This window comes from Romboutsia sp. MSSM.1001216sp_RTP31141st1_G3_RTP31141_220114 (assembly GCF_039031195.1).
Taxonomy (GTDB): Bacteria; Bacillota; Clostridia; order Peptostreptococcales; family Peptostreptococcaceae; genus Romboutsia_C; species Romboutsia_C hominis.
Genome location: NZ_JBCIUO010000001.1, coordinates 634,286 through 646,720 on the forward strand (window position 1 = coordinate 634,286; position 12,435 = coordinate 646,720).

10 protein-coding genes are annotated in these 12,435 nt (G+C 26.6%); 5 read left to right on the plus strand and 5 right to left on the minus strand.

Annotated elements, in window-relative coordinates:
* Positions 1-134: 134 nt before the first annotated feature.
* Together ABCP60_RS03240 and ABCP60_RS03245 are read right to left on the minus strand one after the other, a co-directional pair.
* Positions 135-872 carry a LytTR family DNA-binding domain-containing protein gene (locus ABCP60_RS03240; RefSeq protein ID WP_092926230.1) on the minus strand — a complete coding sequence of 246 codons (738 nt, stop codon included), beginning with the start codon at positions 870-872 and terminating at the stop codon, positions 135-137.
* Positions 873-885: 13 nt separating this feature from the next.
* A complete protein-coding gene (locus tag ABCP60_RS03245; protein WP_092926228.1) occupies positions 886-1,821 on the minus strand; it encodes a GHKL domain-containing protein in 936 nt (311 codons plus the stop codon).
* Positions 1,822-2,031: 210 nt separating this feature from the next.
* On the opposite strand from ABCP60_RS03245, the gene ABCP60_RS03250 reads away from it, so the two are divergent.
* The 3 genes from ABCP60_RS03250 to ABCP60_RS03260 all read left to right on the plus strand — a co-directional run bounded on the left by ABCP60_RS03250 (position 2,032) and on the right by ABCP60_RS03260 (position 6,174).
* Entirely contained in the window at positions 2,032-4,614 is a 2,583-nt protein-coding gene (locus ABCP60_RS03250) for an FtsX-like permease family protein (protein WP_343101227.1), read from the plus strand.
* A gap of 11 nt (positions 4,615-4,625) precedes the next feature.
* A complete protein-coding gene (locus ABCP60_RS03255) occupies positions 4,626-5,309 on the plus strand; it encodes an ABC transporter ATP-binding protein (RefSeq protein WP_166505269.1) in 684 nt (227 codons plus the stop codon).
* Between the two features lie 157 nt (positions 5,310-5,466).
* Positions 5,467-6,174 (plus strand): TraX family protein, encoded by a 708-nt coding sequence (locus ABCP60_RS03260; RefSeq protein WP_195237091.1) that lies wholly within the window; start codon positions 5,467-5,469, stop codon positions 6,172-6,174.
* A 97-nt stretch (positions 6,175-6,271) separates the two neighbouring features.
* On the opposite strand, the gene ABCP60_RS03265 is transcribed toward ABCP60_RS03260, so the two are convergent.
* Genes ABCP60_RS03265 through ABCP60_RS03275 form a run of 3 tightly spaced genes read right to left on the minus strand, consistent with a single transcriptional unit; the run spans position 6,272 to position 9,314 of the window.
* Positions 6,272-7,516: an FtsX-like permease family protein gene (locus tag ABCP60_RS03265; protein ID WP_166505271.1), complete on the minus strand. Its 1,245-nt coding sequence runs from the start codon at positions 7,514-7,516 to the stop codon at positions 6,272-6,274.
* 3 nt (positions 7,517-7,519) lie between these two features.
* Complete coding sequence (locus tag ABCP60_RS03270) at positions 7,520-8,242, minus strand: ABC transporter ATP-binding protein (protein ID WP_166505272.1); 723 nt, start codon at positions 8,240-8,242, stop codon at positions 7,520-7,522.
* Entirely contained in the window at positions 8,202-9,314 is a 1,113-nt protein-coding gene (locus ABCP60_RS03275) for an efflux RND transporter periplasmic adaptor subunit (RefSeq protein ID WP_343101228.1), read from the minus strand. The genes ABCP60_RS03270 and ABCP60_RS03275 overlap by 41 nt, the downstream gene beginning before the upstream one ends.
* 337 nt (positions 9,315-9,651) lie before the next feature.
* On the opposite strand from ABCP60_RS03275, the gene ABCP60_RS03280 reads away from it, so the two are divergent.
* Both ABCP60_RS03280 and hydE read left to right on the plus strand, forming a co-directional pair.
* Entirely contained in the window at positions 9,652-11,073 is a 1,422-nt protein-coding gene (locus ABCP60_RS03280; RefSeq protein WP_092926214.1) for a [FeFe] hydrogenase, group A, read from the plus strand.
* A gap of 254 nt (positions 11,074-11,327) precedes the next feature.
* Positions 11,328-12,377 (plus strand): [FeFe] hydrogenase H-cluster radical SAM maturase HydE, encoded by a 1,050-nt coding sequence (gene hydE / locus ABCP60_RS03285; protein WP_092926212.1) that lies wholly within the window; start codon positions 11,328-11,330, stop codon positions 12,375-12,377.
* The last annotated feature ends 58 nt before the right edge of the window (positions 12,378-12,435 follow it).

Here is a 12,435-nt window from a genome sequence, read left to right on the forward strand (position 1 = left end):
TTAATCTGAATATAGTATTTTTGATTGGAATGAAATTATAAATTCTCTATTTTATGAAAGATTTGAGTAACAAATACAATTGAATTGAGAAAGAAGGTATATAAATTACAATAATTTATATACCTTCTTTATATTTAAAATCTTTTAGTTCTATAAAATCTGTATAAAAAATCTTTTTCTAAGGTTTTACTTAGAGTTGCACTTTCTTGAAAATTAATAAACCTTATTTCTAAAGAAGACCTATTAGTAGGAATAACTTTATGAATTAATTTTAGATTAACTATGTAACTTTTATGTGATTTGAAAAAATTTGGAGGTATTCTTTTTTCTAAATCATCAAAGTTCTCATAAAATTTTATAATATCGTGGTCTTTAGTATATAAGTTTATAGCTCTAGAATTCTTTTCAAACATAACTATATCATCAAAATTTAGCATATGTATTTGCTTTCTTATTTTATATACAAATAAGGTATCATCTATAAAATTTGTTTTAGCTAACTTATGAGAATTTATATGGTCAATAGCTATATTTACAGAATCAATTATTTTATCCCTAGTAAATGGCTTGACTATAAAATCAACAGGATGAACTTTAAAGCTTTCTAAGCTATAATCTGAAAAGCCAGTAACAAAAATTATATGAATATCTTTGTCAATAGAAGTTATTTCTTTAGCAGTTTCAATTCCATTTTTATAAGGCATATCAATATCAATTATAAGTAAATCTATTTTTTCAGATTTAATAAACTCTATAGCCTCAATTCCATTTTTAACTTTTTTTATATAATCTACATATCCAGATTCTTTTAATATATTTTCTATATCATCTCTTATAGCTTTATCATCATCACATATTAAAACTTTTATCATATAAATCTCCTAGTTAATTATATTTGGGTATTAGTATAGTAAATTCTGTTAAAAAATCATCACTATTTGCAAATATATAATACCCATATTTATCTAATATATTTTTTACTAAATAAAGACCATAACCTCTATCTGTACCATCTTTAGTAGAGTAGCCTTCTAAAAATATTGCATCAGTGTTATATATTTTAGGGCCGTTGTTTTTTATAGATATAACATATTGAAATTCATCTTCATAGACAAATAGTTTGATGTATTTATTATCTTTAGATATTGTAGATAATGAATCAATTGCATTATCTATTATATTAAGAAGTACAGAGCTCATTTCATTAGGCTCTATAATTAGATTGTCTATAAAATCTTGTATATAAACATCAAAAGTTATATTTTTCATAAGACATTCTTCATATTTTAATGAAGCTATAGCATCAAGGTAAGATACTTTACCATATCTTGAAGTTTTACTTCTAAAGTTATTAGATATATTTGTTATATATTCTTTAGCATCATTAGTAAGCCCAGTATTTAATAAAGAATATACTACTTGAAGATGCTTTAGATAATCATGTTTTTGACTTCGAAGTTTTGCAATAATATTGTCTTTATGCTCTATTTTATTATTTGAAGCATTTAGATTTTTTTCTTTAATAATATTATCATCTACTAACTTGATAAATTTATTTCCAATATATATACAAATAATTATTAAAACAAAAGATAATGAAGTTTTAATAATGCCCCTTAAAAAATAATCATTTATAACCTCAAACAATATGTGTTTATATAAAATATTAAATAATAAAAATGTTATAAATGATACAAAAAATGATAACAAAGACTTTTTATTTAAAGAAAGTTTCCTATAAAATTCATATCTATTAAATAAAAGGCTAGTACCTATAAACAAAAGAAGTATGTATACAGGTAAGATATAAATATTATTCATAATTCCCCCTAAGTTTTCGATTCTTTAATTAAATTATAACATTTATAAAAAAATATGTAAAAAGTGGAAATTTGCAAACAAAGGTTTTAAACTTGAATATAGATATATGAATTTGTACACAAAACCGTTAAAAACTTGAAAAAATGCAGTTTGATACATTTTTTTAAAGAAGCTATAATCAAATTAATCAAAAGGAAGGAAGTGGTGAATATGAAAAATGATTTGGAGATAGTTTTTAAATATATAAAAAGCTACAAATCAAGATCATTGGCTATAGTACTTAGTGTAGTACTTGCTAGTGCATTAATAGTAGGCGTTGGGACATTATCAAGAAGCGCACAACAAGCAGACTTGGATAGATTAAAAAGAGAAACTGGAAAGTATCATGCATATTTTAAAGATATAAACAAAGACCAACTTAAAACTGTTAAAAATGGAAGAGACATAAAAGATTTAGGCATAACATCTTATTATGCATCTAGTGATGTTGGTGAAAAACTACCTATAAATATACTTTATTCAGATAAAAATTACTTAAATAGTGATACTGAACTTTTAAAAGGAAGATTTCCAAAGGGAAATAATGAAGTAGTAGTAGAAGAGTGGATTTTAAATAGTATGGGGATTGAGCCCAAACTAAATCAAGAAATAACTTTTAAATTATACAATAAAGAAAAACCTGAAACATTTAAGGTAGTTGGAATACTTAAAGATAGGTATAAAGATAAAAGTGTTGGAAGATGTGAAATGTTTTTAGGTTTAGATGAAAATAAGCTTAATAATTTTACAGCTCATGTAGAATTTAATGAAAATAGTGATATAAGTAAAAATATATCAAATATAACAAAAGAAGCTAAAATCGATAAAGAAAAACAAGTTGGTAAAAACTCTATGCTTATAGATTCTGCAAGAAATAATGGAAGACTAGATTCAGAAAGCAAAAATACATCTATAGTACTTAGTTTATTTGCAGGACTTGTAATATATAGTATATACACTACATCAATATATCAAAGAATAAGAGAATATGGAGTATTAAGAGCAATAGGAGCTACAAATTTAAAAGTATTTTTACTTATGTTATATGAACTTTTAACATTAAGTGTAGTATCAATTCCTATAGGCATAATACTTGGAATTGGTGGAGCACAATTATTTAATAAATTTGCAGGGAATATAGAGTTTGAAGGACCAGTAAAGGAAACACCATTTGTTATACCAACACAAGTTATTTTACTATCTATAGTATGCATACTTTTAGTAATGTTTGTTATAAGTATACTAACTTATATAAAAATAAGAAGAATATCACCAATTGAAGCTATAAGAAGAAATTTTAATAAAGATAAAATCAAAAGAAGTAATTTTATAATATCAAGACTAAGTAAGAATATATCACCTACTAAAAATATATCTTTAAAAAATATATTTAGAAATAAAAAAGCATTTATAATGATTATGTTTTCTATGAGTATAGGTGGAATAATGATTATTAAAACTGATTATAGTTTGACTGGTAATAAAGAACGAAATGAAAATATGTATAAAAAAATATACTGGCAAGGAGATTTTATGCTAAGTGTTAATGGAAGTATTGATGCTGAAGAAAATGGTTTAAAAGATGAAGATATAAAAGACATAAAAAATATAAATGGAATTGATAAAGTTCAAACTGCTAAAATATTAAATACTAGAATGCCTGTAAAAAAAGACGATATTTTAAATATGAAATTTTATGAAAGTCAAGCTAAAAGAGGAGGATATGTAGGAGAGGTATTAGATGGACTTTTAATAGAAGATAAAGAAAATAATGGATATCTATTAAAGCAAAAATTAAAAGGCTATAATGATGAAATGCTAGATGAATTAAATAATCACATAGTAAGTGGTGAGATAAATAAAGAAAAAATGAAAAAAGAAAATTTAGCAGTAGTATATATTCCACATGCTTATGAACCTTATAAAGATTACAAGGATTATTATGATGTAGGAGATAGTACTTATGGAAAACCAATAGTTGATATAAAAGTAGGGGATACTGTAAAAGTAAAATATCCAAAAGGTAAAATAGATACACAAAAATATTGGCAGGGTAAAGATAACTATGATTATTATGAATATGAATTTAAAGTAGGAGCAATAGTTGATTATCCTTATGCAGATGATGGTATGTATAGTTCAGAAAATGGAGTAGACGTTATAATTAGTGATAATCAATTTAAAAATATAACTAATTTAGATAATTATGACTTAGTATATGCAACAATAAAAGATGGAGCAGACAATGAAGTCATAAATAAACAACTAGGCAAAATAGGAAGCAAAGTACCTGGAACTACTACTGTAGATATGATTAAAGATAAAGAAGATGATGCTAAGATGAGTGAAAAATTCTTAATATATAACTATGGTATAGTAGCTGTTATATTTGTAATAAGTATGTTCAATATAATAAACAACGTAAGTTATAACCTAACATCAAGAACTAGCGAATTTGGAATGTTAAGAGCAGTTGGAATAAGTGATAAAGACTTTAAAAACATGATAGTATACGAAGGACTACTTTATGGTTTATTCTCAAGTGCTATAGTAATAGTGTTAGGTATACTACTTCAAATCAGAATGTATAAAAGACTTGGATTTGAAATTATAGGCATAGAGTTTGCTATTGACTATAAACTTTATCTACTTATAATAGCAGTTAATATAGTAATAGGATTACTTGCTACATATTTACCAGCAAGAAAAATAAAAGAAACTAATATAGTAGATGCTATAAATATTATAGAATAGAGGGATTTATTATGGTTATACTTGAAACTATTAATTTAGGTAAAATATATGGAAAAAAAGAAACAACTGTACATGCATTAAATGATGCTAATTTAAAGATAAACAAAGGGGAATTTGTTGCAATAGTAGGACCTAGTGGAAGCGGAAAAAGTACATTCCTACATTTAGTAGGAGGATTGGAAAGACCAAGTAGTGGAACTATAAAAGTAGATGGGAAAGATATATGTTGCTTAAGTGATAAGGAACTAGCAAAATATAGAAGACAAAAAGTTGGATTTGTATTTCAACAATACAATTTAATACCTGTACTTAACGTAGCTGAAAATATAGAATTGCCAGTAAAATTAGATAATAGAAAAGTTGATAAAGAATATATAAATGACTTAATGGATTTACTAGGAATTAGTGATAGAAAAACACATCTTCCTAATCAGTTATCAGGTGGACAACAACAGAGAGTAGCAATAGCTCGTGCACTATCATCAAAACCTAGTATAATACTTGCAGATGAACCAACAGGAAACTTAGATACTAAAACTACTGAGGAGGTTATGGAACTTCTTAAGACATCTATAAAAAAATATAATCAAACTCTTATAATGATAACTCATAATGAAAATATAGCTAAAAAAGCAGATAGAATAATATCTATAGTAGATGGTAATCTAAGTTTATCTGATAAAGAGTGTATATAATAAAAAATAACATAAGCCTAATATTAGGCTTATGTTATTTTTTTGACTTAAAACACTATTACATTACAAATTTGTAAGTATAATGTAATCTAAATCGATGGTACGTATTAACAAAAAATAATAAAATAATATCACAAATCAATACAGGAGGACATAAATGAAATTATTTAGTAATTTTACATTAAAAATTATGGCTATTATATTTATGGCTATGGATCATATTTATACTTATATGAATGGAGCATTAAACAATCAAGTACCTATATGGTTTGGATATTTAGGAAAGTTAGCTGCACCAATATTTTTCTATTTAATAGTTGAAGGTTTTTATCATACAAGAAGTAAAAGTAAATATATACAAAGACTTTTCTCAATGGCTGTATTAATGATAGGGGTAGATATAGTGTTTAAGATACCAAATAATATATTCTTATCATTAGGACTTGCAGTTTGTATGTTAAGCATGATAGAATATGCAAAATCAAGTACGAATAAATTTAGTATTCTAAATTGGAAAATTTTATTAGCTATTTTATTTGGAATAGCAGGATTTTTTACAGAAGCATCTTTATATGGAGTAGGTATGGTATTAATATTCTACTTCTTAAGAGAAAAAAAGGTTTGTATGGTCTTAGCTTACATTGTGTTTAGTTTACTTGGACTAGTAACTATGATTGGACCTGATTTTATAGATGCTGCATTTTTATGGGATTACCAATGGATGATGGTATTTGCAATAATTCCAATACTTATGTACAATGGAAAATTAGGAATATCTAATAAGTTTATAAAGTGGATGTTTTATTGGTTCTATCCAGTTCACTTAATTGTAATAGTATCATTAGCAAAGATAATAAGCATGTAATAATAAAAAAGGGAGTGTCTTTTAAAGACGCTCCTTTTTTATTATTTAAACATCGTTATTATTTAGTTAGTATGAAATATACGTTAAATTAAAGTATTTATTTATATATAGCTTTAATAGGATCTAATCTAGATGCTTTAAAAGCTGGTACTATACCAAAAATAACTCCTGTTACAATAGTAGCAATAAAGGCATAGAATAAGCTGTTTATATTAACTATAGCTTTAAATGGTAGGTAACTAGATGCATAGTTTACAACTATAAATCCTATTATTATACCAAGTATACCACCTAAAACTGTTATAAATACAGATTCTGTTAAAAACTGTAACATTATATCTCGAGGTTTAGCTCCTATAGCACGTCTTATACCGATTTCTCTTTGACGTTCCATTACTGATATATACATAATATTCATAACCCCAACACCACCAACAAACATAGAAATAGCAGTTATTACAGTTATAAACATATTTATATTATTTACCATAGATTCAAGTGCTTTAGTTTGTTCACTAGGATCATGAACTTGATAAGTTCCTTCTATATCCGGATGAAGTTCATGAAGTTTTTGTGTTACTCTAGAAGCTGTTTCAAATAAATCATATCCATTAGATACAACTAAATCTAATTGGTATATATCAGTTGGATACATATTTTGATTCATTAGCACATCTAAAGCTTTTTTTGGCATATATGAAGTTAGATAATCCATATCTCCATAATACATAGATTCAAAAGAATTAGATTTTTCCTTTTCTTTTTTAACAACGGAACTTTCGTCTATAACGCCTATTACTTCATATATATTTCCATTTATACTTATACCTTTACCTAAAGCATCTTCAGGAGTTCCAAATAGATCAGTTGCATTTTGTAGAGTTATTATAATAACTTTTCTATTTTCGTCTTCATAAGAAAAACTTCTTCCATATAGAGGATTTAAAGTAGTATCATCTTTTAATGGTGAAACATCAACATATGTAGCTTTTTTATCAAAATAAGCTTCAGAATAAAACATAGAATTCATAGCAAAATCATCTTTAGCAGGTCCAATTTTTTCAACACCTTCTAAAAATGATAACTCTTCTAAATCTTTAAGTTTAAATGGAGATAAAAAGCTTGTCATACCTGCCATATTAGAGTTAGTAGGTTCAAAGTATATTTGAGTTTTGTTAGGATTAACTTTGCTAACTGATTTTAGAACTTCTTTTTTAACACCATTACCAATAGAACTTACAAGTATTACAGAGGTAATACCTATTATTATCCAAACTAGAGTTATAAAGACTCTAAGTTTATGTCCTTTTAAATTAGTTAATGCATTTTTCATCATATTCATAGGTTATACCTCCGATGATAATACACCATCTTTAAGTCTTATGACTTTAGTGGCATATTTTATTAAATCACTATCATGAGTAACCATTATTATAGTTTTACCTTCTTCATTTAACTTTTTTAAAACGTTCATTATATCATTACTAGTTTCACTATCAAGTGCTCCTGTTGGTTCATCTGCAAATATTAATGATGGGTTGTTAACAAGTGCACGAGCAATAGCTACTCTTTGTTGCTGTCCACCAGACAATTGAAGAGGTCTAGATTTTGCTTTATCACCAAGACCAACTGAATCTAATTTTTCTAGTATTATCTCTTGTCTTTGAGCCTTATTTAAGTGATTGCTATAAAGTAATGGAAGTTCTACATTTTGATAAATATCTAAACTTTCTATTAGATTAAACTGTTGGAATATAAATCCAATATTTTTATTTCTAAAGTCAGATTTTTGATTTTCACTAAGATTAGTAACATCTTTATCAAAAAAGAAATACTTGCCCTCATCAAATTTATCTAAAAGACCTAGGGAATTAAGTAAGGTAGTTTTACCACTACCTGACTTACCCATTATCATTACAAATTCTCCTTCTTCTATTTCAAGATTTAGAGATTTTAGAACATGAAGCCTATCTTTTCCAACTTTATAATATTTTTCTATATTTTCTAGTCTAATTACATTACTCAAATTAATTCTCAGCTCCTTCAGTAGTAGTTTCAGTAGAATCATCTACATTTGAAGGTGTATTATTAGCACCTGCATTACCTGTATTTACTGGGTCGCCTTCTTTCATTTCAGGTGATATATATCTAATAACTATATCATTTGGTTCAAGACCAGAACTGATTACACTAAATTCTTCATTTTTGTCATGTATTTCGACTATTTGTTTTTTTAGTATTCCATCTAAATCTTTAAATACATAAGCTGTACCGTCTTCTTTACTTTCTAATATTGCAGTTGTTGGTACCTTAACTAATGAATTATTAACTTTTACAGAACCTTGAACATGGAATCCATTAACTAAACCTTCTTGATTTTCAAAAGATACATTAACATCATAGTAAGACATATTTCCTTGATTGCCCATATTCATTTCATTAGTATTAGTAGTTGGTCTATCTGATATAAAGCTAATTCTACCACTTAAATTTTTGTTATTTGAAAATACTAATACATCTACAGGATCATCCATTTGAAGTTTGACTAAATCTTGTTCACTTACTTGACCTTGCATATAAAATGTTGAACTTATAAGTGTCATAAATGATGAAGTTTGACCTTGCATATTATTATTTTCAGATTCATTATTATTTAGATAAACTTTACCAGCAAAAGGTGCATAAGTATTTACATAGGCTTTTTTATCTAGTGCTGATATTTGTGCATTTATTTTGTTTATTTCTGTTTTTATAGTAGGGTCATTTTCTGTATTTGCTTTTTTAAGTTCATTAACTTGAGCTTTAAGACCATCTATTTCATCTAGTATATTTTGATTTTTAGTTGTAAATAATAAATCCCCTTGTTTTACAATCTTACCATTTGTAACATTTAACTTGCTTATTTCACCCTCAGTAGAAGGATTAAAGTCTTTTGTTTGAGTAGGTACTATAACCCCATTTATAAATACCTTTTCACTATCTGCTATAGTGTAAGTTTCTATTTGAGCATTTAACTCATTTACTTCATTATTTATTTTATTATTCCTATAAATAAAATAACCGCTTCCAAGTGCTATTATTACTACTGCACTTACCCCAATCATAACTTTTTTGTTTTTAAATTTCTCTAAAAAAGACATATTTTCCTCCTCATGTAAAAAAATCCATTCATTAGTAGATTATAATTGAAAATGGCTATATAAGTCAAAGTAAAATGGAAAATATACAAATTTGTAATTAAATGGGAAATGTTTTCTTAAGAAAAAATAAAAAAAAATTAAAAAATATGATAATAAATTAAAAATTTGGGTATATAAATTTATATTAGATATGTCGAAAAATGGCAAATCTAATATATAAAAACCATAGTTTAAAGTTTAAAGCACTATATGGCAACCTTATAAATATTAGAGGGTTGTCATATAAGATGATTAAATTTTTTTAGACAATAAAATAAAGTAGCAGAGGGGAAAAATCATGAAACATTTATTTACAGAAAAAGTTGTACCAGTAGAATTAGACAATCCAGCTATACAAATTGATTACGATAAGTGCATAAAGTGCGGATTATGTAAACGTACTTGTGATAATGATATAGCTGTTGCTGGAAGATTTAACCTAGAGGAAACAGGTGATGTAGCTATATGTATACATTGTGGACAATGTGCAGTAGCATGTCCAGTAGGAGCTATAACTCAAGTAGAAGACTATCAAAAAGTTAAAGAAGCTATAAATGATCCTGAAAAAATAGTAATATTTAATACAGCTCCAGCAGTTAGAGTTGCACTTGGAGAAGAGTTTGGATATGAAGTAGGTTCATATGTTGAAGATAAAATGGTAGCTGCACTTAGAAAATTAGGTGGAGAGTATGTATTTGATGTAACTTTTGGTGCGGATATGACAATAATGGAAGAAGCAAATGAGTTAGTTGACAGAATCATCAATAAAAGTGAGAACTTACCTCAATTTACAAGTTGTTGTCCATCTTGGGTTAAGTATGTAGAAACTTTCTACCCAGAGTTTATACCAAATCTATCTACAACTAAAAGTCCAATAGGTATACAAGGAGCTGCTATAAAAACATACTTTGCTAAAGAAGCAAATATAGATCCAGCTAAAATAGTAAATGTAACAATAACACCATGTACATCTAAAAAATATGAAATAAGTAGACCTGAAATGAATTCTTCTAGCAAATACAATAATATAGAAGGATTAAGAGACAATGATTACATATTAACTACTAAAGAGCTAGCTAAGTGGATAAGAGAAGAAGATATAGATTTTGAAGCTTTAGAAGGTTCTAACTTTGATGACCTAATGGGACAAGGTAGTGGAGCTGGTATTATATTTGGTAATAGTGGTGGAGTTATGGAAGCTGCAGTAAGAACAGCTTATCATGTATTAACAGGAGAGAGACCAACTAAAGAATTATTAGATTTTAAGCCAGTTAGAGGTCTTGAAGGAGTTAAAGAAGCTACACTTCAAATAGAAGATAAAGTTATAAAAGTTGCTGCTGTTCAAACTACAAATAATGCGGAAGCTTTAATGGAAAAAATAAAAAGTGGTGAAGTAGATTATCAATTTGTAGAGGTAATGACATGTAAAGGTGGATGTATAGGTGGGGCTGGACAACCTAAACAGCCTAAAAAGAAAGTAACTAATGAAATAAGATTAAAGCGTATAGAAGGATTATACAATAAAGATGCTCATATAAATGTAAAATGTAGCTATGAAAACCCAGAAGTTATAAAAGCTTATGATGAATTCTTTGAAAAACCATTATCTCATGTATCTCATGAACTTTTACATACAGAATTTGATTCTAAATATTATATGTTAGGTCGTGGAGATGTTAAAGTTGATAATGCTAAAAGTGAAGAAAAAAGCATTGGATAAAAAGTTATTTATATGAATAATTTAGTACAAAGGAATATTTAATATAATATGTCTCAGAATACATGAGTTTTATAGTTAATTCATAAAACTTATGCATTTTGAGACTCTGATAAATTGATTAAAAAATTTTTTGAAAATTAATTAAAATAATAAAATTTTAATTTGAATATATTAAATGAAATTTTAATAGTGCTTAAAACTTATTTTAAGTAGTATTGAGATTTTATTTTAACTCAATTAAAGAGGTGATATTAATGAATGTTATAGATATAATAAATAAACTATATAGTGAAAATGACGCAAGCAAAGAAGAATTACTTTATCTACTTGATAATATAAATGAAGAAGAAAAAAATCTTCTAATAGAAAAAGCGCATGAAACGAGAATGAGAACTTATTCAAATAAAGTTTATTTAAGAGGGCTTATAGAACTTACAAGCTTTTGTAAGAAGGATTGTTTGTATTGTGGGCTTAGAAGGAGTAATAAAAGTGCCGAGAGATATAGACTAAATATTGATGAAGTTTTAGAATGCGTTAGAAAAGGAGATAAGCTAGGATATAAAACTTTTGTACTTCAGGGTGGTGAAGATGCATATTATACTGATGATGTTATGGTAGAAATTATAACTGCTATAAAAAATGAATTTCCAAATAATGCTTTAACTTTATCTTTAGGTGAGAGAAGTTATGAATCTTATGAAAAAATGTTTAAAGCAGGTGCGGATAGATATTTATTAAGACATGAAAGTGCATCTAAGAAGCTATATGAATCTATTCATCCAGGAGAACCCTATGAAGTTAGATTTAATTGCTTAAAAAATCTAAAGGAAATAGGATATCAAGCAGGAGCAGGATTTATGGTAGGAATACCAAATCAAACTAATGAAGATTTAGCTAATGATTTAAGGTTTGTAAAGGAGTTTGAACCTGCAATGTGTGGAATAGGACCTTTTATTCCTCATAAAGATACTCCACTTAAGGACTATCCTCATGGGAGCTTAGAAAAAACTGTAATATGTTTAGCTATAGTTAGATTATTACTTCCAAAAGTATTACTTCCTGCAACAACTGCCTTATCAAGTATTGATAAAAATGGAAGAAATGCAGGCCTTAAAGCTGGTGGAAATGTTATAATGCCAAATTTATCACCTATGAGTGTTAGAAAAAAATATTCTCTATATAATAATAAAGCATACATATTAGATGAAGATGCAGAATATAGAAGATTAACTGAAGAAAAAATAAAAGAAGCTGGATTTGAAGTTGAAATAACTAGAGGAGATAATCCTGATTTTAGAGGCTAATATGAAAATAGTATAAGTTTTAAAAGCACAAATTAATAAATGTTACTTAAATTTAACT

Coding starts and splice junctions, on each gene's coding strand:
- ABCP60_RS03240 (WP_092926230.1), bottom strand. CDS start 872: ATGATAAAAGTTTTAATATGTGATGATGATAAAGCTATAAGAGATGAT.
- ABCP60_RS03245 (WP_092926228.1), bottom strand. CDS start 1,821: ATGAATAATATTTATATCTTACCTGTATACATACTTCTTTTGTTTATA.
- ABCP60_RS03250 (WP_343101227.1), top strand. CDS start 2,032: ATGAAAAATGATTTGGAGATAGTTTTTAAATATATAAAAAGCTACAAA.
- ABCP60_RS03255 (WP_166505269.1), top strand. CDS start 4,626: ATGGTTATACTTGAAACTATTAATTTAGGTAAAATATATGGAAAAAAA.
- ABCP60_RS03260 (WP_195237091.1), top strand. CDS start 5,467: ATGAAATTATTTAGTAATTTTACATTAAAAATTATGGCTATTATATTT.
- ABCP60_RS03265 (WP_166505271.1), bottom strand. CDS start 7,516: ATGAATATGATGAAAAATGCATTAACTAATTTAAAAGGACATAAACTT.
- ABCP60_RS03270 (WP_166505272.1), bottom strand. CDS start 8,242: ATGATTCTACTGAAACTACTACTGAAGGAGCTGAGAATTAATTTGAGT.
- ABCP60_RS03275 (WP_343101228.1), bottom strand. CDS start 9,314: ATGTCTTTTTTAGAGAAATTTAAAAACAAAAAAGTTATGATTGGGGTA.
- ABCP60_RS03280 (WP_092926214.1), top strand. CDS start 9,652: ATGAAACATTTATTTACAGAAAAAGTTGTACCAGTAGAATTAGACAAT.
- hydE (WP_092926212.1), top strand. CDS start 11,328: ATGAATGTTATAGATATAATAAATAAACTATATAGTGAAAATGACGCA.